The 25,823-nt window shown below is 56.6% G+C and carries 24 protein-coding genes; 23 read left to right on the top strand and 1 reads right to left on the bottom strand.

What is annotated here, in order from left to right:
* Positions 1-13: 13 nt before the first annotated feature.
* The 20 genes from J4772_RS07610 to J4772_RS07515 all read left to right on the top strand — a co-directional run bounded on the left by J4772_RS07610 (position 14) and on the right by J4772_RS07515 (position 20,051).
* Positions 14-1,354, top strand: coding sequence for an ABC transporter substrate-binding protein (locus tag J4772_RS07610; RefSeq protein WP_209074752.1), 1,341 nt, complete (start codon positions 14-16; stop codon positions 1,352-1,354).
* A gap of 74 nt (positions 1,355-1,428) precedes the next feature.
* Positions 1,429-2,304, top strand: coding sequence for a carbohydrate ABC transporter permease (locus J4772_RS07605; protein WP_209074751.1), 876 nt, complete (start codon positions 1,429-1,431; stop codon positions 2,302-2,304).
* 18 nt (positions 2,305-2,322) lie between these two features.
* Positions 2,323-3,132: a carbohydrate ABC transporter permease gene (locus J4772_RS07600; RefSeq protein WP_209074750.1), complete on the top strand. Its 810-nt coding sequence runs from the start codon at positions 2,323-2,325 to the stop codon at positions 3,130-3,132.
* Between the two features lie 18 nt (positions 3,133-3,150).
* On the top strand, positions 3,151-3,969 hold the full coding sequence (locus tag J4772_RS07595; RefSeq protein WP_209074749.1) for a sugar phosphate isomerase/epimerase family protein: 819 nt from the start codon (positions 3,151-3,153) through the stop codon (positions 3,967-3,969).
* Positions 3,970-3,995: 26 nt separating this feature from the next.
* On the top strand, positions 3,996-4,769 hold the full coding sequence (locus tag J4772_RS07590) for an MgtC/SapB family protein (RefSeq protein ID WP_209074748.1): 774 nt from the start codon (positions 3,996-3,998) through the stop codon (positions 4,767-4,769).
* A 289-nt stretch (positions 4,770-5,058) separates the two neighbouring features.
* The gene (locus J4772_RS07585) at positions 5,059-5,946 is read left to right on the top strand and encodes a LysR family transcriptional regulator (RefSeq protein ID WP_371822832.1); all 888 of its coding nucleotides are present in this window, start codon (positions 5,059-5,061) and stop codon (positions 5,944-5,946) included.
* Positions 5,947-5,958: 12 nt separating this feature from the next.
* On the top strand, positions 5,959-6,510 hold the full coding sequence (ssuE, locus tag J4772_RS07580; RefSeq protein WP_116065079.1) for an NADPH-dependent FMN reductase: 552 nt from the start codon (positions 5,959-5,961) through the stop codon (positions 6,508-6,510).
* Between the two features lie 681 nt (positions 6,511-7,191).
* Positions 7,192-8,076 (top strand): transporter substrate-binding domain-containing protein, encoded by an 885-nt coding sequence (locus tag J4772_RS07575; protein WP_116065077.1) that lies wholly within the window; start codon positions 7,192-7,194, stop codon positions 8,074-8,076.
* 40 nt (positions 8,077-8,116) lie between these two features.
* Complete coding sequence (locus J4772_RS07570; RefSeq protein WP_209074746.1) at positions 8,117-8,899, top strand: amino acid ABC transporter permease; 783 nt, start codon at positions 8,117-8,119, stop codon at positions 8,897-8,899.
* Positions 8,896-9,606, top strand: coding sequence for an amino acid ABC transporter permease (locus J4772_RS07565; RefSeq protein ID WP_116065075.1), 711 nt, complete (start codon positions 8,896-8,898; stop codon positions 9,604-9,606). Before J4772_RS07570 ends, J4772_RS07565 begins: the two co-directional genes overlap by 4 nt.
* The gene (locus J4772_RS07560) at positions 9,603-10,355 is read left to right on the top strand and encodes an amino acid ABC transporter ATP-binding protein (protein WP_209074745.1); all 753 of its coding nucleotides are present in this window, start codon (positions 9,603-9,605) and stop codon (positions 10,353-10,355) included. Before J4772_RS07565 ends, J4772_RS07560 begins: the two co-directional genes overlap by 4 nt.
* Before the next feature lie 62 nt (positions 10,356-10,417).
* Complete coding sequence (locus J4772_RS07555) at positions 10,418-11,446, top strand: LLM class flavin-dependent oxidoreductase (RefSeq protein WP_209074744.1); 1,029 nt, start codon at positions 10,418-10,420, stop codon at positions 11,444-11,446.
* A 54-nt stretch (positions 11,447-11,500) separates the two neighbouring features.
* Positions 11,501-12,664 carry an amidohydrolase gene (locus tag J4772_RS07550; RefSeq protein ID WP_209074743.1) on the top strand — a complete coding sequence of 388 codons (1,164 nt, stop codon included), beginning with the start codon at positions 11,501-11,503 and terminating at the stop codon, positions 12,662-12,664.
* A gap of 14 nt (positions 12,665-12,678) precedes the next feature.
* Positions 12,679-13,848: an N-methyl-L-tryptophan oxidase gene (solA, locus tag J4772_RS07545; protein ID WP_209074742.1), complete on the top strand. Its 1,170-nt coding sequence runs from the start codon at positions 12,679-12,681 to the stop codon at positions 13,846-13,848.
* The gene (locus J4772_RS07540) at positions 13,845-14,342 is read left to right on the top strand and encodes a DinB family protein (RefSeq protein WP_209074741.1); all 498 of its coding nucleotides are present in this window, start codon (positions 13,845-13,847) and stop codon (positions 14,340-14,342) included. Before solA ends, J4772_RS07540 begins: the two co-directional genes overlap by 4 nt.
* Positions 14,324-14,857: a GNAT family N-acetyltransferase gene (locus J4772_RS07535; RefSeq protein WP_209077036.1), complete on the top strand. Its 534-nt coding sequence runs from the start codon at positions 14,324-14,326 to the stop codon at positions 14,855-14,857. Before J4772_RS07540 ends, J4772_RS07535 begins: the two co-directional genes overlap by 19 nt.
* A gap of 28 nt (positions 14,858-14,885) precedes the next feature.
* Positions 14,886-16,214: an LLM class flavin-dependent oxidoreductase gene (locus tag J4772_RS07530; RefSeq protein ID WP_209074740.1), complete on the top strand. Its 1,329-nt coding sequence runs from the start codon at positions 14,886-14,888 to the stop codon at positions 16,212-16,214.
* A 996-nt stretch (positions 16,215-17,210) separates the two neighbouring features.
* On the top strand, positions 17,211-18,203 hold the full coding sequence (locus J4772_RS07525; RefSeq protein WP_209074739.1) for an RpnC/YadD family protein: 993 nt from the start codon (positions 17,211-17,213) through the stop codon (positions 18,201-18,203).
* Between the two features lie 401 nt (positions 18,204-18,604).
* Positions 18,605-19,021 carry a type II toxin-antitoxin system HicB family antitoxin gene (locus tag J4772_RS07520; protein WP_181918116.1) on the top strand — a complete coding sequence of 139 codons (417 nt, stop codon included), beginning with the start codon at positions 18,605-18,607 and terminating at the stop codon, positions 19,019-19,021.
* A gap of 70 nt (positions 19,022-19,091) precedes the next feature.
* On the top strand, positions 19,092-20,051 hold the full coding sequence (locus tag J4772_RS07515; RefSeq protein WP_209074738.1) for a DMT family transporter: 960 nt from the start codon (positions 19,092-19,094) through the stop codon (positions 20,049-20,051).
* A 17-nt stretch (positions 20,052-20,068) separates the two neighbouring features.
* On the opposite strand, the gene J4772_RS07510 is transcribed toward J4772_RS07515, so the two are convergent.
* Positions 20,069-20,920 (bottom strand): helix-turn-helix transcriptional regulator, encoded by an 852-nt coding sequence (locus J4772_RS07510; RefSeq protein ID WP_116065060.1) that lies wholly within the window; start codon positions 20,918-20,920, stop codon positions 20,069-20,071.
* Positions 20,921-21,097: 177 nt separating this feature from the next.
* Here J4772_RS07510 and J4772_RS07505 point away from each other — a divergent pair, with 177 nt between their 5' ends.
* The 3 genes from J4772_RS07505 (at position 21,098) to J4772_RS07495 (ending at position 25,244) form a co-directional block, all read left to right on the top strand.
* Complete coding sequence (locus J4772_RS07505; RefSeq protein WP_209074737.1) at positions 21,098-22,294, top strand: hypothetical protein; 1,197 nt, start codon at positions 21,098-21,100, stop codon at positions 22,292-22,294.
* Between the two features lie 61 nt (positions 22,295-22,355).
* Positions 22,356-23,300, top strand: a complete 945-nt coding sequence (locus tag J4772_RS07500; protein WP_209074736.1) for a sugar phosphate isomerase/epimerase family protein — start codon at positions 22,356-22,358, stop codon at positions 23,298-23,300.
* A gap of 42 nt (positions 23,301-23,342) precedes the next feature.
* The gene (locus tag J4772_RS07495) at positions 23,343-25,244 is read left to right on the top strand and encodes a hypothetical protein (protein ID WP_209074735.1); all 1,902 of its coding nucleotides are present in this window, start codon (positions 23,343-23,345) and stop codon (positions 25,242-25,244) included.
* Positions 25,245-25,823: the final 579 nt, after the last annotated feature.

The following is a 25,823-nucleotide window of genomic DNA, read 5'->3' as shown; positions in this document are numbered from 1 at the left end:
GGAAACGCCACACATGAACAAAATGAGAACGGCTGTAGCGGTACTGTCAATTACGACTCTTATGTTAGCGGCATGCGGCAAAGAAAACAATAGCCCTTCGGCAACCGCCTCGGGCAACGCTTCCTCGCAGTCGTCCGGCAAGCCAATCGAGCTCTCGTTCTACTATCCGGTTCAGGTAGGAGGCCCGGTGACGGCGATCATCGACCGGATGGCGGCAGAGTTCACAAAGGAAAATCCGAACATCGTGATCAAGCCGGTCTATGCGGGAAGCTATTCCGATACGACGATCAAGGTGCAGGCCGCCGTCATGAGCAACACGCCGCCGGACGTGGCCGTACTGCTTGCCACCGAGTTGTTCAGCTTCCTCGACATGGATGCGATCGTTCCGCTTGACGATTATATTGCGCAGGAGGGCGGGGACGCATACTTGCAAGGGTTTTATCCGGCGTTCGTCGAGAACTCGCAGGCGGGCGGCTCCACGTACAGCATTCCGTTCCAGCGCAGCACAGTCGTGCTTTATTACAACAAGGACGCCTATCGCGAAGTCGGCCTCGATCCGGAGAAGCCGCCGCAAACGTGGGACGAGCTGCTGGAATACTCCAAGAAGCTGACTAAGCCCGGACGTTGGGGCATCGAGCTGGCTTCCAACGGCCCGAACAGCTTTAACTGGTTGTTCCAGCCGTTCGCGATGCAGAACGGCACGACTTACAAAAACGTCATGAACCGCGACGGCACCGAAGTTTATTTCGATACGCCGGAGACGATCGAAGCGCTGACGTTCTGGAACGATCTTATCCACAAGCACAAAGTGATGCCGGAAGGCGTTACCGAGTGGGGGACGACGCCTTCTGACTTCCTGGAAGGCAAAGCCGCTATGATCTATCATACGACCGGAAATTTGACCAACATCAAGAACAACGCCAAGTTTGATTTCGGCGTCAGCATGCTGCCCGGCAACAAGCAACTCGGTTCTCCGACCGGCGGCGGCAACTTCTATCTGTTCAAGGGCACGCCGAAGGAGAAGCAGGAAGCGGCCTGGAAGTTCATCAAGTTTATGACGACGCCGGAGCGCGCGGCCGAATGGAGCAAGGAAACCGGCTACGTGGCCGTAAAGCCGGCCGCGTACGAGACGCAGTTGATGAAAGATTATATTCAGGAATTCAAATACGTTACAGTAGCGCGAGATCAGCTTCCATATGCGGCAGGGGAAATTTCCACCCACAACTACGGCAAAGTCGCCAAGGCGCTTAACGACAACATGCAGGCAGTCATTCTAGGCAAGTATACGCCGGAGGAAGGGCTCAAGAAGGCGCAGCAGGAAGCCGACGACGCGCTAAAGAGCTTCAAAAAGTAACCGCTTTAACCGGCAGGGGCGGCGCTGCGCCGCCTTCTCCGGGATTTGGTAGAGGGGAGTGATCGTTTCTGAATATGCGACAGTTAAAGACAAATGCATTTGCCTGGTTTCTGCTGCTGCCTTCGGTTGTTTTTCTGGCTTTGTTCACGTTCTATCCGATGGGCAAGACGATCGTGCTGAGTTTGTACCGCAAAGACTTGACGACGAGAATTCCCGAATTTATCGGCCTGGACAACTATATCGCCATGGCGGGCGACAGCACGTTCTGGAAGGTGATGAGCAACAACCTCTGGTTCGCTGCGATTACTGTACCCGCTTCGATTGCACTCGCGCTTGCCATGGCGGTATTTGCGAATAGAATTACTCGGTTCAAATATTGGGTGCGCACTTCTTTTTTCTCCCCGACGATTATACCGATGATTGCTGTCGCGAACGTGTGGCTGTTTATTTACACGCCGGAGTACGGGCTGCTCAGTCGCGCGATCAATTACGTAGGACAGGGGAATCTGAACTGGCTCGGCGATCCAAAGCTGGTCATGTGGGCGATGATGGTGATGATCGTCTGGAAGGAAGCCGGCTATTTTATGATTTTCTTTCTCGCAGGTCTGCAAAATATTTCAAAAGAGCTGTATGAGGCTTCCGATATGGACGGCGTAGGAGGCTGGACCGTATTCCGGAAAATAACGTTTCCTCTGCTCATGCCAACAACGCTGTTCGTGATGATCGTGGCGCTGACCAACTCGTTCAAATGGGTCGATCATCTGTGGACGATGACTAAGGGCGGCCCGGACAATGCGAGCAATCTGCTGCTTTTCTATATTTACGAACAGGCGTTTACGTTCTGGGATCAAGGGATGGCGTCCGCGCTGACCGTGGTCATGATCGTCCTGCTGCTCGTTATCGCGGCGCTGCAATTTTTCGGATTGGACCGGAAAATCCACTATCAATAATAAGGAGGGCTTTACGAGATGCGCTATCTATCCAAGCTTCCGCAGCTGCTCATGTTCGTCGTCTCCTTATTGTGGGCGGTTCCGCTCGTTTGGATGCTGTGGACGTCGATCAAACCGAAGAGCGAGGCGCTGTCTACCCGGTTCAACTTTAATTTTACGTTCGATAACTATATTCATGTGTGGCAGTCCGCTCCATTCGACCGCTATCTATTAAATACGCTTATTATCGTGGCCAGTGTATTCGCCGTGCAGCTCATTACCGTCACAATGGCCGCATATGCGTTCGCCAGAGTGAATTTTATCGGCAAATCGCTTGTTTTTCTCGTCTTCCTCATGCAGATTATGGTGCCTAACGACGTCCTGATCTTCCCGAACTATCTCGTCGTCGGCGAGATGGGGCTGATCGATACGAAGCTGGCAATTATGCTGCCGTTCTTCGCTTCCTCCTTCGGCGTCTTTCTGCTGCGGCAGGCGTTCATGGGCATCCCGAAGGAATACGACGAGGCGGCGACGATGGAAGGGTATACGAAGTGGCAGCTGTTGTGGAAGGTTTACTTCCCGCTTGGGCGGCCGATCTATATCGCATTCGGACTTGTGTCGGTCAGCTATCATTGGAACAACTTTCTGTGGCCGCTCATCGTCACCAACTCGATCGAAAATCGTCCGGTGACGGTTGGATTGGCAATCTTCGGGTTGTCGCAGGAAACCGGCGCACAATGGTCGGAGGTTAGCGCCGCAACGCTGATCGTAGTCCTGCCGCTGCTGCTGGCGTTCCTGCTGTTCCAGCGACAGTTCATGAATAGCTTTATGCATTCGGGTATCAAGTAACAAAGGGGAGAAGACGGCATGAACAGAAAACCGTATTTCAGCATATCTACTTTTGCATTGATAAACGAGCCGCTGACCGAAGCGCTCGATTGGTTGATCAGGGAAGGCTGGACGAGGATCGAGCTGATGTGCGAGGACGGCCACAGGGAGCTGCTGGACTGGAGCGATGAGCGGCTGGACGAGCTGAAGCGACGAGGCGTTCGGGATAACGTGAGGTGGACGCTGCACGCTCCGATTTTTACGCTGAATCCTTGCGCTGTCGACGAAGGGGAGCGGCGCTCAAGCCAGGCCGTTCTCCATCGGGCCATGGATATTGCCGAGCGGCTCGATTGCGCTTATGTCGTGCTGCACGCCGGGATGGGGGAGGGCGAGCGCGACGGGCCGGAGGCGCTGGACAGATGCGTCTCGTTCCTGACGGAAGTGCTGGCCGCGCGTCGACCGTCTCCGCTTAAGCTGGCGCTGGAAAACGTACCGCCGAAGCCGAAGCTTCACGGAGTGTCACCGGAGTTCGTCAAGTCGGTCGTCGAGCGGGTCGGGCACCCGCGTCTGGGTATTCTGTTTGACGCCGGACATGCCCATGTGCTCGGGCCCGATGCTTGCCTGGCGGGGCTGCGCCTCTGTCTGCCGCATTTGATCGGCATGCACTTGAACGACAATCAGGGAGATTACGATTCGCATCTGGCCGTCGGCATGGGGACGATCCCTTATGCCGAGCTGGTAGCGACGGTGATGCGGCACGGCTTCCGCGGCAGCTGGGTCATCGAGACCGAATCGCCCACCTATGCGGAACAATCGGTCGAGCGTTTGACCGCCTTGCGCGACGGGTTCATCGGTTAGCGGGAGCGCGAGAGGAGGCGAGGCCGGTGGATGTCTGGCATATCTCGCATTGGGAATTGGGCGGCCGGCTGCTGTGCGCGGTGACGATGGGAGGGATCATCGGCTGGGAGCGGGAATATTCGAATCATTCGGCAGGGCTGCGTACGCACATTCTGGTATGCGTGGGCTCGGCTTTGATTATGCTGCTGTCGATGTACGGGTTTTCGCAATACGCCGACCAGGCGAACGTCAGGATGGACCCGGCCCGGCTGGCCGCTCAGGTGATTAGCGGAATCGGCTTTCTCGGCGCAGGCACGATTCTGCGCAACGGCATGGCGATCAGCGGGCTGACGACGGCAGCATCCTTATGGGTCGTTGCCGCAATCGGCTTGTCCGTGGGAGCGGGTTTCTACTTGCCGTCTGCGGTCGTAACGCTAATTGTGTTCGCTTGTCTGTTTATTCTGAACGGTGTGGAGAAGCGGGTGTTCCGGACAAGGAAAAACCGGCAGCTGTCCGTCACGGCGGCATGGGACCCCGGCGTCCTGGAGCGATTGAACCGAACGCTGGACGATTGCGGGGCAACGGTCAGGAGAGTGTCGCTGACCGATCGTTCCGACCGGGAGAACCTGCAGATCGTCTATATGCTGTCCGGCAAAAAAAGCGGATGGTTGGAGGGAGCGCTTCAGTCGCTCAGCGAATGCGAAGGGGTGCAGTCCGTCAACTTGCACGGCTATGATGAGGGGGCTGCCGGAAAAGGGCGGTTGTCGGCGCGGAAGAGCAAGGGGAAGAAAGGACTGGATAAGGAGAAGCTCGATGCTTAGGGCGTGTCTGAATACTCCGAGGGCAGCAGATTTTGCCGAATTTTCGTTCCAGGCAAGGAACTTTTGTGAAGGCGTACCGGAGGTGCGTTAAGCAAAAGTGACGAAGCAGGGGGCGAAAAGGCGGCGAAAGATGCCCTTGAGCGGGTTTTCAGACACGCCCTAGACGCATGCGAGCTTTTTTTGCGTAATGGGGAGCTTTGCTTAACATGATTTTCTTTACAATCCGATAATTCCGATTTATTATATTGGATATCAATGACTGAAAATTAATCTTGGAGAAGTTGGGGGGATGACGGTGAATATCGAAAACGTCGAAGCGTTCGTATACGTCATCCATTGCGGGAGTTTCAATAAAGCGGCGGAAGCGTTATACTTATCCCAACCGTCGGTTACGGCCCGCATCCAGTCGCTCGAACGCGATCTCGACTGCAGGCTGTTCGACCGTCAAGGCAAGGCCGTGCGAATTACGGAGGAGGGCAGAAGATTTCTGCCCTACGCGCAGCAACTGCTACTGACCTATCAGAAAGGGAAGCTGCACGTCAACCGAAAGAAGTCGCTCCCCGAAGAGATCAAGATCGGCTGTACCGTAACCGTGTCGAATTACGTCGTCCCCGAGCTGCTTCCGCGGCTGACGGCTCATTTTCCGAATACCCATTATAAGTTTGTGACGGGAACGACCGACGAGATCGTGGGCAAGGTACTGAACAAGGAAGTCGATATCGGCTTCGTTCGCGGAGTGAATCATCCGAACCTGCATTCCGTCAAATTTTACGAGGATCCGATTTCCTTGTACGTTTACGAGAATCATCCGTTTATCGGGATGGAACGGCTATCGGTGGAGCAGATCGCTCGGCAGCCGCTCGTCTTTTTCGAATGTGGAGCGCTCGATTGGCTGAGAATCCACCGCATCTTCGAAAATCTCGACCACCCGCCGAATATCCGCATTCAGACGGACAATTCGGAAATGGCGAAGCGGCTTGTTCTCGGCAGGACGGGCATTTCGTTCCTCCCGGGGCTTAGCGTAAGGCAGGAGGTCGCGTCCGGCAAGCTCGTTCCGCTTCGCATGCCGGAGACGGACGGCATTGCCCTGCAGACGAACGTTATCTCCAATCCGGGGGAGCACGGACAGTTTCTGAACGAAATTATCGCAATCGGCCAACAATTCAACGCCCAATAGGAGGAGTAGAGCATGAGTCAAATCGTCATTATTTCTGGGAGTCCGACGCCGGGTTCCCGTTTGAACGGCCTTATTCAGCGGGTTGAGGACAATTGGAAGCAGAAAGGTCTCGAAATCGGCCATATTCACGTCGCGGATCTGCCCGCCGAAGCGCTGCTTCATGCGAACTTCAAGGATGAGGCGATCCTCGCCGCGCTTGCGCAGGTGGAAGCCGCCAGTGCCGTCGTGATCGCAAGTCCGGTCTATAAAGCGTCTTATACGGGTATTCTGAAAGCCTTCCTCGATCTGCTTCCGCAGACCGGACTCAAGGGCAAAATCACGCTGCCGCTGTTTATCGGAGGCACGATCGCGCATTTGCTCAGCCTGGATTACGCGCTGAAGCCGGTGCTGTCGGTGCTGGGCAGCCGCAACATTCTGGGCGGCGTGTTTGCAATCGATCAGTGGGTGCAGCGGCTTGAGAACGGCGGCCACGAGCTGTCCGAGGAACTAGGCGAACGGCTCGACCGCGCTTCGGACGAATTGGCCGAAGAGTTGGCCTGGCTTAGCGCTCGTTCTAACGCATAGTTTAGTAGAGGCTGTCCCGAGTATGCGGGGGTAGCCTTTTTTTATTCCCGACGCCTACTGACCGCGACAAATAAGACCGTCCCACGCACCTATTCGCCCTCCCACCAGCTGACGGCGACAAATAAGTCCCTCCCAGGCACCTATACGTCTGGCATCGACTCGGATGGATCGAATAAGTCCCTCCCAGGCACCTATACGTCTGGCATCGACTCGGGAGGATCGAATAAGTCCCCCTCACGTACCTACTCCTTTACTCCTTCAACATTAGCCTGGGTAGATCGTTTAAGAATGCCCCACTCGCCAAGTCGCATCATACGATTTCCGTATCAACCAAATTTCCGCGATAATTCCGGACTCTTTTGAGGTGCCGGCTCGACAGTCGAGCCTTTCGCAATCTATGCACTCCCCATACCCACTGTACTCCCAGTGTCCACTGCACTCCGCCCCCACTGCACTCTCCTCGCTCTCCATCCTTCTAGCGCCCCACTACAGCCCCACCTTCATCCCCACCGCCCATAAAGTCGTATCGGATTATTGAATCGATCGATAGAAGATCTCTATTATCAAATCCATTGACGACAAAATAGCTCAGGTGCTATTGTTAATCCCAACAACAATTCTTACTTATCGGGTAGGAATTATAAGGTTAACAAAACAAAGAAAAGCGGAGGGAACCTCACTATGAAAAAAACCAGTCTAGCCATCGTTATTCTTACATTCTCGCTCGCCTTAACCGCCTGCGGAGCGAAAGGCAACAATGCGGCCAACTCCTCGTCGCCCTCGCCCGAAGCGCCGGCAGCGAGCCTGTCGTCCTCGCCGAGCCAGTCGGCTGGCACCGAAGCGGAGCCGGCAAAAGTGACGAAGATTATCGTCGGCACGGGCACGCAGTTTCCGAAAGTGTGCTTCATCGACGAGAACGGCAAGCTGACCGGCTTCGATGTCGAGCTCGTTAGAGAGATCGACAAGCGGCTGCCCCAATACGAATTCGAGCTGCAGACGCAGGAATTCAAAAGCCTGCTGCTCAGCCTCGAAACGAAGAAAATCGATTTCGTCGCCCACGAGATGGAGAAAAACCCCGAACGCGAAGAAAAGTATTTATTCAACAAAGAGCCTTACGCGCACTGGAGAAACAAAATCGTCGTCGCCAAGGACAACGACTCCGTTCAGACGCTGGACGACTTGAAGGGCAAGAAGGTGCTGGTAGGCGCGACGAGCGCCCAAGCGCAAATTTTGGATAACTATAACAAAGCGAACGACAACGCCATCAAAGTCGTATTCAGCAACGGAGGCGCCAACGACACGGTCGAGCAGATCGTTAGCGGTCGGGTGGACGCGACGCTGGCCGCCGATTTCGCGCTGTCGCTCATCGATCCGGAGGCCAAGCTGAAGGCGACCGGCCCGGCGCTCTCCGAAGCCGACATTCTGTTCATGTTCCGCAAGAACGACGCGGAATCGCAACAGCTGTCAGACGCCATCGACGGTGCAATCAAGGAGCTGAAAGCCGACGGCACGCTCGGCAAGCTGAGCACGGAATGGCTGGGCGGAGATTTTACCGCCGAAGAATAAACAGCTGCAGAAATAAAAAGGCGAGAGGATGAACCCCCGCATGGGTGCCCAATTCGATATTCAGTATGTGTTCGAATATTTCGTGAAGCTGCTGCCCTTCATTCAAATCTCTCTATTTATCGTAGCTTCATCGATCGTGCTGGGTCTTCTGTTCGGCCTGCTGGCCGCACTCCCTCGCTTGTATCGCGTTCCCGTGCTGCAGAGGCTATCCCAGCTTTACGCATCCTTTTTCCGGGGCACGCCGATTTTGATCCAGCTGTTCCTGCTCTACTACGGGCTTCCGGAAGTGCTAAAGCTGGTCCACATCGACATTACGCGGCTACCCGTGCTCGTATTCGTCATTCTCGTCTATGGACTGCATAGCGGTGCCTACGTATCGGAAGGCATCCGGGCGGCGGTAAGCGCGGTGGATCGCGGTCAGGTCGAAGCGGCGTACGCGGTCGGGATGAACGGGTTTCAGGCGCTTACCCGGATTGTTTTCCCGCAGGCGATCGGGATTGCGGTGCCGATTCTTGCGAATCTCGTCATAGCCACGCTGAAGGACACGTCGCTGGCATTTACGCTTGGCGTAATGGAACTGACGGGCAAATCGCAGACACTGGCGACGATGTCCCGGCATTTTATCGAGTCGTATATTGCGCTGGCGGCGGTTTACTTCCTTCTCAGCATCGCTCTAGAGAGGCTGTTCCTGCTCGCCGAGCGCCGCATGCTGAAGCATGAACGCGACACCGGCAAGACGGAGAGAGTCCCGCTCGGGAAAAAGTGGCTGAAAAAACGCACGAACGCTGCAATCGCGTTGAGCAAAGGGGGCACGGGCGCATGAGTCTGGATTTCTCGTTTATTTGGACGGCGTTCGTCAGCCTGCTGACTGCCGTGCCGACAACGCTCAAAATTACGGCCGTATCGGTGCTGTGCGGCTTTGCGATCGGCACCGCTATCGCGCTGTGCCGCATGTACAGAGTTCCCGTGCTGCACCGGATCGCCGCCGCTTATGTGACGGTTATCCGCGGCACGCCGATGCTGACGCACCTGCTGATCCTATACTTTGCGATTCCGCTAATCGTAGACGGTTTGGCGGAGAGGTTTGATTGGCCGATCCGGTCGGCGCAAATTCCGATGATCGGGTTCGCGTACTTGTCCTTCTCGATTACCGCGGGGGCTTATCTGTCCGAGGTCGTTCGCTCCGGCTTGCTTGCAGTCAGCAAGGGCCAGATGGAAGCCGCGCACGCGGTCGGCATGACGACGCCGCAGGCGCTGCGACGGATCGTGTTTCCGCAGGCGTTCGCGGCGGCATTGCCCAACCTGACGAACAGCGTGATCGGCATGCTGCATGGCTCCACGCTCGCCTTTACGGTGTCGGTCGTCGACATCAACGCCCAGGCGGAGATCGTGGCGACGACGAACTGGAAGTTTTTCGAGGCGTATTTGGCTGCGGCGCTCCTGTTCTGGGGAATGACGGTACTGATCGAACGGCTGTCGGCGCTGCTGGAAAGAAGAGTCACCCGATACAGTCGAGGAGGTGTCGCATGATCAAGCTGACCGGAATTCGCAAAGCGTTCGGCAAAAACGAAGTGCTGAAGGGAATCGATCTGACCGTGGACAAAGGCGAGGTCGTCGCAATTCTCGGGCCGAGCGGTTCGGGCAAGACGACTCTGCTCCGCTGCATCAACTATTTGGAGAGGCCGAGCGATGGGGAGATCTCGATCGACGAATTCGCCGTCAATTGCCGCAAGCCCGCCAAGAAGGACATTCACGCGCTTAGACGCAAAACGGCGATGGTGTTCCAGCAGTACAATTTGTTCCGCCACAAAACCGCGCTTGAGAACGTGATGGAGGGGCTCGTCATCGTCAAAAAGCTGGCGAAGGAGGAGGCGCGCAAAAGGAGCGTCGAGTTGCTGGAGAAAGTCGGACTTAGCGACAAACTGGACGCGTATCCGAGTCAATTGTCCGGAGGGCAGCAGCAGCGCGTCGGTATTGCCCGGGCGCTAGCGCTGAACCCCGAGGTCATTTTGTTCGACGAGCCGACCTCGGCGCTTGACCCGGAGCTGGTGGGGGAAGTGCTTTCCGTTATCCGCAAAATCGCCAAAGAAGGCATTACGATGATTATCGTCACGCATGAGATGGGCTTTGCTCAAGAGGTCGCGAACCATATCGTGTTTATGGAGGGTGGCTCGATCGTCGAGGAAGGGCCGCCGAAGAACATTTTTCAATCGCCTAGGGAGGAGAGGACGCGGCAATTTCTGGCCAGGTTCACTTCGGAAAGCAGCTATTCGATTTAACCTCCTGAGACGCATTGCGATTAAAGAGGGCTTTTGAACAACTACGGAACGGAGAGATAGAGATGACGCTTAAACTCGGTATTTTGGATCAAAGCATCGTATTTCCGGGCCAGACGCCGTCCGAGGCGCTGGGCAATACCGTTCGTCTCGCGCAGCTTGCGGAAGAGCTTGGCTTCGAACGGTTTTGGGTGTCCGAGCATCACGACTCCCCGCAGATGGCCGGCGCTTCCCCGGAGGTGCTGATTTCCCACCTGCTGGCCCGCACGGACAAAATCCGCATCGGCTCCGGAGGGGTGATGCTTCAGCATTACAGCCCGTACAAGGTGGCGGAAAATTTCAACGTGCTCGCCTCGCTTGCTCCGGGAAGAGTCGATCTCGGCATCGGACGCGCTCCCGGCGGGCTGCCGCGCTCGACAAGGGCGCTGCAGGAGGGCGTCGCCGAGCCGGAGTCGCTGGAGGTGAAGCTGGCGCAGCTTGAGCAGTATTTGCGCGGACCCGTCGCCGACGATGAACCGCTCGCCGGCTTGCAGGCCAATCCGCTGCCGGTGCAGCCCGCCGACGTTTATCTGCTCGGAACGAGCGTGTCCAGCGCCAGGCTGGCGGCGGAGCGAGGATTTCCTTACGCGTTCGCGCTGTTCATCAACAATGACCCGGCTGCCGCAAAAGAAGCGTTCGACGCGTACCGAGCCGGCTTTAACCGGGCCAAGGGAGGGGAGCCGCGCACGCTGCTTGCCTTGTCCGTCATCGCGGCGGACACGGAGGAAGAGGCGGCCGAGCTTGCCGGCCAGTTCAAGAACGTACGCGTGACGCTGGCCAGCGGCAAAACCGTTAACGTAGGCTCGCTTGAGCAGGCGGAGGAGTTCGCCCGCCAGGCCGGGGAGACGTATACGGCGGAGGTGCGGGACGCCGACATCACGCAAGGTACGAAAGAGACGGTGCATCGTCGATTGCTGGAGCTGCAGCAAACCTATGGCGCAGACGAATTGATCTTCACGACGATCATCCCCGATTTTGAGAAACGGGTGCGCTCGTTCCGGCTGCTGAAGGAGGCGTTCGAGGAACAGGAGCAATTCGAGGAACAGCCTGCCTAGGGGCTATTGGTCCGCTTTTGTCCCCAAACGGAAGCAAGGAGGTGCAAGATAGAGATGAGTACATTCGCGGCTGAGCCGCTATACGAGCAATTAGTCGCCATCAGGCGCCAGCTTCATGCCCATCCGGAGCTGTCCCATGAAGAGTTCGAGACGACTGCGGCGATTCGAGGTTGGCTGGAAGAAGCGGGGATTCGTATCGCCGACTATCCGCTGCGCACCGGCGTCGTTGCCGAAGTCGGCGGCTTGCTCGGGGGACCGGTCATCGCCATTCGCGCCGACATCGACGCGCTTCCCCTGCAGGAAGAGACCGGACTGCAGTTCGCTTCTCGGGTTCCGGGCAAAATGCACGCCTGCGGGCACGATTTCCATACGGCCGCCGTTCTCGGAGCCGCCCTGCTGCTGAAGAAGCGGGAGGCTGAGCTGGAAGGCACGGTTCGCTTTCTGTTCCAGCCGGCCGAGGAGAAGGCGAAGGGCGCAGCGCAGGTGATTGCAAGCGGCGCATTGGAAGGCGTTAAAGCCGTGTTCGGACTGCACAACAAGCCGGACCTGCCGGTCGGCACGATCGGTATTAAAGCCGGTCCGCTGATGGCCGCGGCCGACGGCTTTATCGTCGAGGTGAAGGGGCTCGGCACGCATGCCGCAGTACCCGAGGCGGGCATCGATCCGATCGTCGCCTCCGCGCACATCATAACCGCGCTGCAGTCGATCGTCAGCCGCAACGTCGGCGCTCTGGACGGCGCGGTCGTCAGCGTGACGCGGCTGAACAGCGGCACAGCGTGGAACGTTATCGCCGAACAAGCCGTGTTCGACGGCACGCTGCGGACGTTCGACGAGAAGGTGCGAACGAAGGTGCGCGAGCGCTTCGAGCAGATCGTCACCGGCGTCGGCGCGGCGCTTGGGGCACAAGCCTCAGTCCGCTGGCTAGACGGCCCGCCCGCCGTCGTCAACGATCGCCGCTGGGCCGAGGCGGCGGCGACTGTCGCCAATTCGATCGGCTTGCATGTCGTCGAGCCGTTGCCTTCCCCTGCGGGAGAGGATTTTTCCTTCTACTTGCAGCATGTTCCGGGCAGCTTCTTCTTCCTCGGCACTTCGGGACCGCAGGAATGGCACCATCCGGCTTTCGATGTCGACGAGCGCGCGCTGCCGATTGGGGCTTCATTTTTCGCTGCGCTCGCCGTCGACGCCTTTGCACGGCTGTCGGATTCGTCGCTGAAATAAAAGGAGGGAGCGCCATGCGCAAACTATACGACGTGATTATCGTAGGCGCCGGATCGATGGGGATGAGCGCGGGCTACGAGCTGTCCCGCCGGGGGCTTAAGACACTGCTGATCGACGCCTTCGATCCGCCCCACGCACAGGGCAGCCATCACGGAGATACGCGCCTCATTCGGCACGTCTACAGCGGCGGGCCGGACTATGTGAAGCTTGCGCTTCGAGCCGACGAGCTGTGGCAGGAGCTGGAGGGCGTTTCCGGGGAGAAGCTATTGGATAGAACGGGGGTGCTAAACCTGTTCGATCCTTCCGTCTATTCCTACGCGGACAGATTCCAATACTCGGCGGAGCTTGGCGTTCCGTTCGAAGAGCTGAGCACGGAGCAGGTGCGGGATCGTTGGCCAAGCTTGCGCGTTCCCGATTCCTATCGGGCCATGTATGAACCGAACGCGGGTTTGCTGTATAGCGACAAATGCGTGACCGCCTTCCGAAAGCTGGCTTTACAGACCGGAGCCAGGCTGCTGACGGACACGTTCGTCACGCGCATCGAGCCGTCCGCCTCGTTCGTGACCGTGCATACGGACAAGGGCGTATATGCGGCGAGCAGCGTGATCTTGAGCGCCGGGGCATGGTTCCGGACGCTGGAGCCGTTCGTCCGCCTGCCGATTCGCGCCGTGCGCAAAGTCGTCGGCTGGTTCGAGCCGGGGACGACTGCATACGACGCGGACCGATTCCCCGGATTTACGTTCGGAGACGAGACGGGAGGCTACTACGGTTTTCCGAGCGTTGGAGGCTCCGGAGTCAAAATCGGCCGCCACGACACCGGCGGAGAATGGAAGCCCGGCGAGGAGCTTGCGCCGTTCGGGACCGCCCCGGAGGATGAGGAAGATTTGCGACGAGCACTCGACGCTTTCCTTCCAGGAGCGGCGGGCAGGCTGCTGCGCGGCTCCGTCTGCAAGTACGAGCATACGCCGGACGAACATTTTATTATCGATAGGCATCCCGAGCATGCAAACATTTTGCTGGCAGGCGGATTTTCCGGTCACGGATTCAAATTTGCCAGCGTTGTCGGCGAGCTTCTCGCCAACCGGATTGAGCTGGGCAAGTGGGGGCGGGAGATTGAACGTTTTTCCGTCTCGCGTTTCTCCGCTTCCGGCATCTCTCATTCTCAAGGAGGCGTACCGTCATGAGTCAAACCCCAATCTCGATAGAAAGTTACGTTCGTACCTACGACCAGTTGCAGGAGGCCATTGCCGGCTTATCCGACGAGCAGCTCGTCTGGAAGGCGTCGGAGAAGTCCTGGAGCGTAACCGAGGTGCTGACGCATCTGGCCGATCACAATCTCGTCGTTTCCTTCCGCATTCGCGAGGTGCTGGCCGGTTCGGAGGTTCGCCTGCCGGCGTTTGCCCAGGACGAATGGGTCGCCGGTCAGCGGGCGAACGCCGCCAAAGCCGCCGACGTGCTGGCCGCTTTCCGCGCGCTGCTGCTCTACAACAGCCTGTTGTTTCATCGATTAACCGCCGAGGACTGGAATAAGTCGGGGGTGAACTTCAAGGGACAGATGGTGACGGTAGAGGCTATCGCGCAGTCGTTCATCAACCATGTGCACCATCATTTGGGGCAGATCGATCGCATCAAGCAAGCGGGAGAAAGCGGGTGGGGACAATGCCAAGCGGCCAAGTGATCGTTCGGTATGCGGAGGAGCGGGATCGCGCCGCGATCTTGAACGTGCTTCTTGGAGCATACAGCCAGTATGAGGCCGCGTTGTCGCACGAACGGTGGACGCAGTACAAGGAAAGCATCGCGGAAGCTGTCCATTCGCCGACGACGAAGGCGAGACTGGCGGCCGAACTGGACGGAGAGCTTGTCGGCAGCGTATTTATTTACGATTCGGCGGAAACCGCCTACGGCTCGCAGCAGCTCGAAATCCACAACCCGATCATCCGACTGCTGGGCGTTCTGCCGAGTGCGCGCGGCCACGGAATCGCCACGGAGTTGATCCGGGCCAGCGTTCGTCTGATCCGGGAATGGGGAGCGGATACGCTGCATCTGCATACGTCGGACATGATGGAATCGGCGGTCAGGCTGTACGAACGGCTCGGCTTCGAGCGGGCTTACGACAAGGAGTTTCACAACGGGGCCGTGCTGGTCAAGAGCTATCGGCTGAAGCTGGCGGACACGGCGCTGCTTAACGTATAAGAAGTATAAATCGAGGGAGGAACCGGACATGGCGCAACGCAAAAAAATCAAATTCGGAGCGATTATTCACGGAGTGGGAGGCAATATCGCGGGGTGGAGGCATCCGGAGGTTCCGGCGGACGCTAGCGTAAGCTTTACGTTCTACCAGCGGCAAGCGCAAATTGCCGAGGCCGGCAAAATTGATCTTGTCTTTATCGCGGACGGTCTCTATATTACCGAGAAATCGATCCCGCATTTTCTGAACCGTTTCGAGCCGCTAACGCTGCTTTCCGCGCTAGCCTCGGTTACGAGCCGCATCGGGCTCGTCGGCACCTTGTCGACTTCGTATAGCGAGCCGTTCACGGTTGCGCGCCAATTCGCCTCGCTCGATCATCTAAGCGGCGGCCGCGCAGGCTGGAACCTCGTTACTTCTCCTCTGGAAGGCTCGGCTCGCAACTACGGGAAGCAGGAGCATCCGACGCACGACGAGCGGTACAAAATCGCCGAAGAGCATCTTGAGGTGACGAGAGGACTGTGGGACTCTTGGGAGGACGACGCGTTCGTTCGCGACAAACAATCCGGCGTGTTTTTCGATCCGGCGAAGCTGCATCGGCTTAATCACAAGGGGGAGCATTTCAGCGTAGAAGGGCCGCTGAACATCGCGCGTTCCAAGCAGGGACAGCCGGTCGTGTTCCAGGCCGGATCCTCGGAGAGCGGCAAAAACCTTGCGGCCAAAGGCGCCGACGCCGTCTTTACTGGACATGAGACGCTGGAGGAAGCTCAGGCTTTCTACAAAGATGTAAAAACGCGGACGATCGGTTACGGCCGCGAGGCGGACGACATCGTTATCCTGCCGGGCATCTCGCCGATCATCGGTCGGACGCAGGAGGAGGCCGATCGCAAATACGAGGAGATCGCCAGCCTTGTCAGCATTGAGAAGGCGCTCGATTATCTCGGCCGCTTCTTCGAGCATCACGATTTCTCGCAATATCCGCTCGACGAGCCGTTCCCGGACATCGGCGATTTGGGCAGCAACAGCTTCCGCAGCGGCACGGACAAAATCAAGCAGCAGGCTCGCGAACAAGGGTTGACGCTGCGTCAGGTGGCGCTACGCTCGGCAACGCCGCGCGGACAGTTTGTCGGCACGCCGGAGCATATTGCGAATCTAATTCAAAAATGGTACGAGGAGGAAGGAGCGGACGGCTTCATCATCCATTCCCAGCTTCCGAGCGGTCTGCGCGACTTCGTCGAGCTGGTGATCCCGATTCTTCAGGAGCGCGGCATTTATCGGACCGAATACGAAGCGGACACGCTGCGCGGCAACCTTGGCCTGAAAATTCCGTCCAACCGCTACTCCGCCGCCGAAGTTAATAGCTGAGTGGGTTTCGGTAAGTGGGGTCGTACTAGATGATCGATCAAGAAAAAGTGCATGTATCTCCTGGAGACCTAATCATAACCCACAACACTTCCCGATAATTCCCAGAATTTATTCGTATAATTATCGAAGACGCTCTAGTGACATAGAATCCCTGACCTTGGTTGATTTATACGATTTTTCCTACAAACGTTCGTCGTTTGAGTCTGATCCGAGTTGCTTTGTGCGGTTTTTCCTACAAAAGTTCGCCATTTAAGCCTGGTTGGAGCTACGTTGTACGAATTTCCGACTAACTTCCCTCGTAAGCTCATGTGTGCAAATAGATCCGTCGTAAAAGTTTAATTTCCAGTAAATTGTAAACGCTGTGGGTCATGATTAGCCTGGAGACTGCCTCATACGGTCCTGAAATTACCTCTTAACGGGTTGACCTATTCCCATTTCAGGATCGTATAGCATCGTAAGGAGATACATGCACGGTAATGCTCTATCGATCATCTTTTCGTACGACTCTTTTTAATTATGAGACAGACGAATCCCAAACCTGGTTACTTCCACAGATTAACGCGCTCGGCGTAATTTTTCGAATAGATTTCTTCAATTTTCTCCGCCTTGTTGGCTTGCAGATTGCCGATCATTTTATTGTACGCGTTCTCCGCTTCCGCTGCGGATTCTTTTGAATATCATTATTCGTCTGTATCGCAAAGGCGAGGGGATGATCTTCGAAGTCGTTGACGACGGGGCGGGAATGACTGTGGGGCAGGATTCAGCTGGCTTACGGGCCGGGCTTCGGCGTTGAACTGTTCAGCAGAAGGGGCGTCGGGACTCAGGTGAGGATTAAGCTGCCTTTGACTCCCTGAGCTTTACTTGCAGCCATGCGTCTGCTACAATAAATCTACAAATTAAGGAATTTCGGTGAGTGAAGCACACTCCGTTGAGCGCTTGAAGCGCTTGGGGGTGTGCTTTTTTTGTGCCATGAAGACGGAAAGGAAGTGTAGTATAATGAAGCCATCGGATCGCGGCAATAAGGAAAGTCTTAAGCTCGATCAAATGCTGCGCGTTCTGTTCCGCCTATCGAAGCGGCTGACCGTGCAGCTCGTTAACGGCTTGTTCGGAGAGCAGTTCGCCAGCGAGGAAGTTCAATCGATTCACTATGGCAACTCGGAGTTTGTGACGGACGCGTACGATCGCATTGTAGGCGATCTATTTTTGAAGCTGACGACCGTTCGCGGCACTTATCATTATCATGTCGAGTTTCAGACGTTAAACGATCAGTCGATGATCATTCGAATGTTTAGATACGGCTTTGAAAAAGCGGTGGAATTGGCGGTCGGGGTTGAGGAAGACAACGAACCGCAGCTGCTGGCGTTTCCCCGTCAAATCGTCATTTTCCTGGAGGAAAACGAAGCGATCGGCGACGAGCTGGCATTTCGCTTGCGTCTGCCGAACGGCTCGGAGACGGTCTACACGGTTCCGACGCTGCGCTACTGGATGCTAACCCCTCGCGATTTGCAGGAGCGCCGCTTGATCGCTTTGCTCCCCTTGCAGGTGTTTCGTTCACGGAAAAGCATGCGCGGCATCGCGTCAAGCAGTCGATCGGACGAAGAGAAGAGGCGGTTGTTCGCCCAGGAGTTCGAGCGGCTTAAGGCCGTTGTCGGACAGACGCTGGACACGATTCGGGATTTGCACCAGCAACGCCTGCTGCGGCTTGGCGACATCGACAGGCTGCTTCGGGTTCTCGACAGCATCTTAAAATATTTGTACAACAGCTACGGCGACGATCAACAAACCGAGGAGGTTAGCCAAATGATCAAGACGTTCATAGACCCCGAAGTGTTGAAGAGGGGGAGGAGAGAAGGTCAGAAAGAAGGCATCCAGCAAGAGAAAATCGCGGTGGCCCGCAAGCTGCTGAAGCTCGGAGTCGATATTGGCACAATCGTAGAAGCGACGGAGCTGGGCGAGGAAGAAGTTCTGAAGCTGGGTAAGGAAAAATGAAGTGATAACATCATGGCTAAGTATCGCTCTACCTATTCACTGTGGCAGTTCAACTACAAAATAAAGCGATTCGGTGAGTGAAGCACACCCCTATGAGCGCCTAAGCGTTCGAGGTGTGTTTTTTTTGTTCCATGATCGATCAAAATTGACGCGTGTTATTTATGCGCATTATAATAAAGGTAGAGAGTAGGAGACGAAGTGGGCAAACAACGAACGGTACGAGAAGTGCTAAAGGCTCTCAAACAGGCCGGATTCATTGAATCCCCTAATCATGGTAACAAAACAAGCCATCGGCGATACCTAAACCCGAACGACCCAACCAAATTCGCCGATATCAGCGTTCTCGGTCTTGGTGACACATTGACTACTTCGTGACTTTATTTAAGGGAGCGTGATTGAATTTGGAAAAGAAAAATCACTTTGTATATCCGATTGTCGTCGAAAAGTTGGAAACTAATCTGAGTATGTATTTTCCTGATTTTCCCGGAACGGCCGTAACAGCTACGGATCTAATAGAAGGACTCCCCAGGGCGAAGGAACTGCTTGTCACCCGTGCACTCGAATTAGAAGAGGCAGGCATTTCTTACCCTGAGCCGTCTGCGCCTGAATCGATCGAACTGGAAGATGCAAGCGACAAAATCGTTTTTGTCGAAGTATACCTTCCTCCCTACCGGGATGAAGCTGCAAACAAGTCGGTTACGAAAAACTGTACATTGCCGAAATGGCTTAGAGATGCCGGTGATGAGGCTGGGCTTAACTATTCTTTAATCCTTCAGAATGGGTTAAAAGAAGCGCTCGGGATAAACAACCAGCAATAAAATCAGATAATCGCGGACTTTTTGGATACAGGAATTAAAAACGCCCGCAAACATGGGGAGACCAACACGAATGAAATGGACAACGGAGAAAATATTTACGCACCCGCTCGGCATATTGGCCGCAGCGACGGGTGCTACTTTTTTGTGGGGAAGCGCGTTTCCGTTCATCAAGCTGAGCTACGCCGAGCTGGAGATCGGGAAGGGGCAGGTGTACGAGCAAATCTTATTCGCGGGATTCCGGTTTACGCTGGCGGCGCTGCTGATATTGGCGCTCATGAAGCTGATGGGCAGAAGCGTCGGCTATCAACGCGGCTCATGGCAGGGCGTAGCGAAGATCGGGCTTTCCCAGACGCTGCTGCAATATGTGTTTTTCTACTATGGCATGAGCGGCTCGACTGGGGTGCAGGGCTCGATTTTGGCCGGGACAACCTCCTTCTTCCAAATTCTCATCGCCCATCGGATGTATGCGGACGACCGGATTACGTCGCGCAAGCTGACCGGACTTGTCGTCGGCTTCGCCGGAGTTGTCGTAGTCGGTTTGTCGGGCGGGGCGACCGGCGTTCATTTTGGCTTGGCCGAAGTGTGTTTGCTAGCGGCGATGTTTTTTGGAGGCTTGGGGAATGTCCTCTCGAAAAAAGAGTCCGAGCGCCTCGATATTCTGTATATGACCTCGTACCAGATGTTGCTCGGCGGTCTTGCGCTGAGCGCGATCGGCGCAGCAGGCGCGGGCGTTATGCCTTTTGAGTTTACTTGGCGCGCCATCGGCATGCTGCTGTATCTTGCAGTATTGTCGGCGCTTGGCTTCGTGCTGTGGAATACGGTCATGAAATACAACCAGGTGGGCAGCATCTCCATGTATCTGTTCCTGATTCCCGTATTCGGCGTATTCCTGTCGGCATGGCTGCTGTCCGAGCCGCTGCACTTGACCGTTTGGCTGGCGCTTGCGCTGGTCGCGGGCGGAATCGTCATCGTCAACCGCAAGCCCACCCCGGCCGATCCTGCGCCGACGGGAGCTCGGCTTAAAGTTTGATCGTGCCTGCATCGGCCTTATTTTTTGGTCTTTTTGCGAAACTCGCTTGGCGTAAGCCCCGTCCCTCTCTTAAACGCCATGCTGAAATAATTCGCGTTCTCGTACCCGATCCGGCCGGCGATTTCCTGTACGGTCAGAGTCGTGGTCAGCAGCAGCGTCTTGGCCTCGCCGATTCTTCTCTGGATCAAGTAATTGATCGGGGAGTTGCCGGTCTCCTCCTTGAAAGCATGGGATAAGTAATGGGGGCTGAGATAAAGACGGCTCGCGATTTCGGATAAAGGCAGATCGCGCGTATAGTTCAGATCGATGAAGGCTTTGGCCTTCGCCCCGATCGTATGCGAAGAGCCGCCGACGCTCTCGGAGCCCTGACCGTCCGCGATTCGCAGAATCAGGATCAGAATGCAGTTAAGCATATGCTGGCAGATCATTTCGTGCCCCCAAGTCTGGGACCGCAGCTCGTTCAGGAGCACGGAGAAGCATTGTTCAATTTGAGGTCCGCAGCTCTCTGCCCGGATAACGGGCTCCGCTTGCTCGGAGAGCAGCCATCCGGGCTTCGCGCCGGCGAGACGAAGCCCGCTTACGGCGCAGAAATAAGTGCGTAGCGGTCGCGCAGGATCGGATCTCTCCTCGTGAAGCACGCCCGGATGATAGATGAGAAGATCCCCCTTGCGCGCGCGGTACGGCCGGTCGTTGATCCGGAAATCCCCTTCGCCGTCGCAGATGTAGATAATTTCGGTGAAGTGGTCGTGCTTATGGCTTTCGAACGCCCAGTCCGGTTCGTCGCCGATTTGACCGGCGTATACGAGAAGCGGCCGCGCATCGTCGGCGAAGAGCGGATATTCCCGGTGCTCGAACGGAATTTGAAACATCTCGGAACCTCCTGGCTCGCATCGTTTGTTTTGTACACAGTATACCTGCCGTTAAGCCAAATCGACAAGAAAGCTGAGATGAATCGCAAGATATGGAATTCCTCCAGGCGGCATGACGGTGTAGATTGGACGAAGAGGGATTCATCCGTCTACACGACATAAGGAGGGAATGACAACGTGTCCAACCATTCGATTATTCAAGAAACTTACGATAGGGGACAAGGAATTCTGCGTTTGAAGCCGGTGTTCGTGCCGAGGCGCTTCGCGCAAGCGGGCCGGAGATTGCGGCTGCACCCCGACGACTATTACGCGCTCGGAACCGAACGGGGCTCTATTAAAGAACGGTGGTTCTCTTCGGTCATACCGGCCATGAACGGACCGCTGGCGCCTCCCGACGAAGGGATGAGCTACGTCGCCGCCGACGAGGACGGCTCCGTCGTCTTTTTGTTCAAGGATGCGGTTGAACAATTGGGCAGCCGTCTGATCGGCGAAACGCTCTACGAACGTTACGGCACTTGGCCGATGTACGCCAAGTTTTTCGATTACGAGACGCCGTTGTTCCACCATCTCCATCTGGACGACGCGGCCGCAAGCCTGGTCGGGAGGATCGGCAAGCCGGAGGCATATTATTTTCCGCCGCAGCTGAACAACCATCTGGGGGTGTTCCCGGTCACCTATTTCGGCTACGATCCGGATACGACCTTGGACGAGGTTAGGGAGAGATTGCTTAAGTACGAAGAAGCGGATAACCGCATCACCGAGCTGTCGCGGGCTTATCGCATTCAGTTGGGGACGGGCTGGTATACGCCTCCTGGCGTAGTGCATGCCCCGGGATCTGTGCTTACTTATGAACCTCAGTGGAACAGCGACGTGAACTCCGTGCACGAGAATATCGTAAGCGGCGAAACGTATCCGTACGAGTTTCTAACGGAAAATTGCCCGGAGGACCGCAAGCGCGATATCGAGTATATTCTGAGCCTGATGGATTGGGAGAAAAATACGGACCCGCACTATAAGCGGCATTATTATCGTCCGCCCCTCCTTTGCGGGCATTCCGACGAACGGCATGCGGAGAAGTGGGTCACTTACGGCAATCCGTACATCGGCGCCAAGGAGCTGACCGTAAATCCCGGACAGAGCGTAATCGTTCGCGATTCGGCGGCATACGGCACGGTGCTCGTTCAGGGGCACGGCCGGTTCGGTCCCCATCAAGCCGAGGCGGCAAATATGCTTCGGTTCGGTCAAATGAGCGGAGACGAGTTTTTCGTTAGCGAGACGGCCGCCCGGGAGGGCGTGCTCATCGTCAACGACAGCAAGTGGGAGCCTATGGTGTTTCTCAAGCATTTCGGGCCTAATCATCCGGAGATGTCTTAAAGAGGTTTTTCTGAAAATCGGACTTATTGAACCTATACTTAATAAAAGGGGACTGCGCGAAATGACCAAGCAACGGTACGAAGAGAAGAACGAGCGGATTAGGAGCGCCTTCCTCGCATTGAAAAGGGAACAGCCGGAAAGGTTATGCGACAGGCTGAACTTATCGTGGAGCAACTGGGGGTTCGGTATGGAGAGCTTGGAGACGTCCGCGAAGAGACTGCAACGTTCGGGTATCGGCTACATCGAGCTTCACGGCAACCATTACGGGCCCGATCTGGGCTACCGGGCGAAGGAAACGATCGACATACTTGAAGCGCATGGCATCAAGACGTCGGGAGTATGCGGCATGTTCTCGGCCGACAACGATCTGTCGAGCAGCCGGGCGCCGCATCGGCAGGCGGCCATCGATTATCTGAAGCGGGAAATCGAATTTACTGCCGAGATGGGAGGCTCTTATCTCCTGGTCGTGCCCGGAGCGGTAGGCAGACCGAAGGCCTACGACGATATGGAGTTTCAGCGCAGCGTGGACACTTTGGGCATCGTAGCGGACCGGTTCGTGGAGTACGGAGTGAAGGCCGCGATCGAGCCGATCCGCGCGGCGGAAGTCAGTCTGGTCCGCACAATTGCCGATGCCAAGGCCTACATCGCTGCGGTCGATCATCCGGGAGTTCAACATATCAACGCGGACGTGTACCACATGCAAGCGGAGGAGGCTCACATCGGTGAAGCTCTGCTGGAGGCGGGCGAACGGCTCGTCAACCTGCACATGGCCGACAGCAACCGGGGGGCGCTCGGAGACGGCTTCATGGACTTGGATACGATCATTATGGCTTTGTACGTGCTCGGATTTAACCGCGAAGGCCGATTCGTGACCCCGGAGCCGCTGGGACCGGGAGGCGATCCCTATCCGGCGATGTACGGCAAGCCGGATGCGGCCAATCTGGACGACTTGGTCGCGAGAACCGCAGCGTACTTCCGCGAAAGAGAAGCATTTTTGGTCGGGTGACGGTTTCCCCGGATCGAAGAGCGAATGGAGGGAGTGACGGAGATGTGGAAAAAGAACGACGACGGCGCGATCCATGCGTTAGGCAACGGACGGTTTCTCGTATACGGGCGCGGGAACGATATTACCGAGGTTTACGGGCCTCCGTATAGTTCGCCGTCGATGCTGCACGGAAAATGGGCGCTTGCTGACGGCGCGGAGCCTTGCTACGAATCGTGCCGGGACAAGGGCACGAACCGCTGGCGGCATAAGTATCTGAACGAAGCGGGCCGTGAAGTTGCCTTGGCCGAAGCTTTCGTCGCAAGCGAGCTGCCGGCCTATCTATGCCGACTGCATGCCGACGAACCTTTGCGTCTCGAGCTAACGCTCGGGGAAGATTACGAATGCTATCCGGGAAGCGAGGATTTGACCTCCGCGGAGATAACCGTCAAGTCGATTCTCGTGAAAGCGCCCGACACGGCCCGCATCTACCGTTATCCGATGGGCGAGGAGACGTTCCTTGCCACAGTCTTCTGGGGACAGGAAGCCCGAATTGAGTTCGAACCGGGCACTGGAAAAGTCGGCATTGCGGTGCCCGCAGGAGAATCGTATTTCGCGCTGGTCGGTGGCCCCTCTTATCCGGAAGCCGAGGGGCACGCCCGTGCGATGCTGGCGCTAGGCTACGAGCGGCTTAGAGCGCAAGCCGAGGAGGCGGATCACCGGTTCTCTTCGCGCATCGCTTCGCTTGAATACGGCGAGCGGATCGGGGAAGGAATGAGGAAGCGCATCGACGAGCTGTCCGAGAGCGTCGCGTTCCTGATTGCCGCGCAGCAGTCGCAGGACGGTGGCATCATGGCCGGCCACAACTACGCGCTGGCCTACGTGCGGGATCAATACGGCGCGTCGAGGGGTTTGCTCTCGCTCGGCCTGTACGAGGAAGCAAGAAGGAATCTGGCTTTCCGCTATGGGAAGTGGACAAGGCTAGGCGGGATTCGCAACGCGGAGAGCATGGGGCACGATCGCGCCCGCCATGTGCACGAGAACGACGACGTAGAGATTACAGCCTATATGATCGTGCAAGCTTTCGATTACGGGCAGGCGACGGGAGACTGGGATTACGTCGCCTCTCTGTTCCCGATGCTCGACGACTGCTGGCAGGTCCAATTGCCGCATTTGCATGACGGCATGCTGCCCTTTAACGGAGACGAGACTTACGTCGCAGGAGGCTTCCTGCCCCGCACGTCCCTGAACGACGGCTCTATGGAGGCAACGCTGCTGTTTCTGGAAGCCAGCAGAAGGCTGCTGTCGTTCGCGGTCGGCCGCGGCCTATGGAACGAAGAACGAGCCGCAGCTTGTGAAAGCTTGCTGGAGCGAACGGAGGCGGTGTTCCGAACGCGCTTCCGGAAGGACGGACGTTTTTACGCCAATGCGCCCGAAAGGGCGGAGACGGCAGAGCTGCCGGTTTACCGTCACGGCGTCTGCGAAAGCTGTCATCCACGAGGCATTCATGCGTTAAAATGGACGCGAAGAACGGCCGCGGGCCGTTACGTTTGCCCGGCCTGTCTGGCGAACGAGCCGCCGCTTGAGGCGGTCGCGCCTCAAGTCGTCGCGGTTCAATCCGCGGGGCTGCTTCCTTCCTTTGTACATGCTGGGTTGCTGACAGACGAGGAGAAGGCGGAGGAGCTTCGCAGAGCTTACGATATATTCGAGCGTTACGGCTATTTGCCTACCGTTCCGGGATCCTCCTATTTCGTCGGTTATGACGAAAGCTTGCTGCTGTATGGACTGACCCTTTTGCGGCATCCCGGTGCCGAAGCCGTTCTGGCGCATGTCGTGAGCATCGCCGATTCGACGGATGCATGGGTGGAATATTACGACGCGGGGCGGCCCTTCAATACAAGGTGCCGACCGTGGGAGAGCGGCATGAACATCGCGGCCGTACGCCACTACGCCGAATATCGTTCATAGAAGTCCGCGGCGAAATTTGAAACCGTTCCAGCTTCAAGCAGCGGCTGACCTGTAAGCCAACCTATAGGCCAACCTATGAGCCAACCTAGTTGCATTAGGCGATCATTTGCTTCCGGCAGGCTTAAATTCATAGCCCGGTTGCGTGAGATAAGGCCGCCAGGCGGTCTTATTGGCCTGATCTGGACTCGGATGCGGGAGATAAGGCCGCCAGGCGGTCTTATTGGTCTGGTCTGGAGTCGGATGCAAGAGATAAGGCCGCCAGGCGGTCTTATTGGTCTGGTCTTGGAGTCGGATGCGGGAGATAAGGCCGCCAGGCGGTCTTATTGGTCTGGTCTATCCACTGCAACCTGACTCAGTCGTCTTGCAGCCCCGCCACCCCTCCATTTACCCACTAGAGCCCAACTCAGTCTGCTTACAGCCCCGTCAACCCACCATTTATCCGCTCGAACCCGACTATCGGCTTGCAGCCCCACAATTTCGCCTAGACCTGACCATACGCATAGCTCGACCATACGCCTAGACCCGACCATACGAATAGCCCGACCATACGAATAGGAAGTAGAAATCGGAACAGAAAGT

This window comes from Cohnella sp. LGH, from assembly GCF_017671885.1.
GTDB classification, from domain to species: Bacteria; Bacillota; Bacilli; order Paenibacillales; family Paenibacillaceae; genus Cohnella; species Cohnella phaseoli.
The sequence above is the reverse complement of the archived record's forward strand: the minus strand, read 5'-3'. Positions and strand labels throughout refer to the sequence as shown.

Excerpts from the sequence above, each read along its gene's own strand:
- J4772_RS07605 (WP_209074751.1), top strand. The coding sequence starts at position 1,429 with ATGCGACAGTTAAAGACAAATGCATTTGCCTGGTTTCTGCTGCTGCCT.
- J4772_RS07510 (WP_116065060.1), bottom strand. The coding sequence starts at position 20,920 with ATGTTTCAAATTCCGTTCGAGCACCGGGAATATCCGCTCTTCGCCGAC.
- J4772_RS07565 (WP_116065075.1), top strand. The coding sequence starts at position 8,896 with ATGAGTCTGGATTTCTCGTTTATTTGGACGGCGTTCGTCAGCCTGCTG.
- J4772_RS07570 (WP_209074746.1), top strand. The coding sequence starts at position 8,117 with ATGGGTGCCCAATTCGATATTCAGTATGTGTTCGAATATTTCGTGAAG.
- J4772_RS07595 (WP_209074749.1), top strand. The coding sequence starts at position 3,151 with ATGAACAGAAAACCGTATTTCAGCATATCTACTTTTGCATTGATAAAC.
- J4772_RS07500 (WP_209074736.1), top strand. The coding sequence starts at position 22,356 with ATGACCAAGCAACGGTACGAAGAGAAGAACGAGCGGATTAGGAGCGCC.
- J4772_RS07540 (WP_209074741.1), top strand. The coding sequence starts at position 13,845 with ATGAGTCAAACCCCAATCTCGATAGAAAGTTACGTTCGTACCTACGAC.
- J4772_RS07525 (WP_209074739.1), top strand. The coding sequence starts at position 17,211 with ATGAAGCCATCGGATCGCGGCAATAAGGAAAGTCTTAAGCTCGATCAA.
- J4772_RS07515 (WP_209074738.1), top strand. The coding sequence starts at position 19,092 with ATGAAATGGACAACGGAGAAAATATTTACGCACCCGCTCGGCATATTG.
- J4772_RS07550 (WP_209074743.1), top strand. The coding sequence starts at position 11,501 with ATGAGTACATTCGCGGCTGAGCCGCTATACGAGCAATTAGTCGCCATC.
- J4772_RS07535 (WP_209077036.1), top strand. The coding sequence starts at position 14,324 with ATGCCAAGCGGCCAAGTGATCGTTCGGTATGCGGAGGAGCGGGATCGC.
- J4772_RS07560 (WP_209074745.1), top strand. The coding sequence starts at position 9,603 with ATGATCAAGCTGACCGGAATTCGCAAAGCGTTCGGCAAAAACGAAGTG.
- ssuE (WP_116065079.1), top strand. The coding sequence starts at position 5,959 with ATGAGTCAAATCGTCATTATTTCTGGGAGTCCGACGCCGGGTTCCCGT.
- J4772_RS07610 (WP_209074752.1), top strand. The coding sequence starts at position 14 with ATGAACAAAATGAGAACGGCTGTAGCGGTACTGTCAATTACGACTCTT.
- J4772_RS07585 (WP_371822832.1), top strand. The coding sequence starts at position 5,059 with ATGACGGTGAATATCGAAAACGTCGAAGCGTTCGTATACGTCATCCAT.
- J4772_RS07575 (WP_116065077.1), top strand. The coding sequence starts at position 7,192 with ATGAAAAAAACCAGTCTAGCCATCGTTATTCTTACATTCTCGCTCGCC.
- J4772_RS07530 (WP_209074740.1), top strand. The coding sequence starts at position 14,886 with ATGGCGCAACGCAAAAAAATCAAATTCGGAGCGATTATTCACGGAGTG.
- J4772_RS07495 (WP_209074735.1), top strand. The coding sequence starts at position 23,343 with ATGTGGAAAAAGAACGACGACGGCGCGATCCATGCGTTAGGCAACGGA.
- J4772_RS07600 (WP_209074750.1), top strand. The coding sequence starts at position 2,323 with ATGCGCTATCTATCCAAGCTTCCGCAGCTGCTCATGTTCGTCGTCTCC.
- J4772_RS07555 (WP_209074744.1), top strand. The coding sequence starts at position 10,418 with ATGACGCTTAAACTCGGTATTTTGGATCAAAGCATCGTATTTCCGGGC.
- solA (WP_209074742.1), top strand. The coding sequence starts at position 12,679 with ATGCGCAAACTATACGACGTGATTATCGTAGGCGCCGGATCGATGGGG.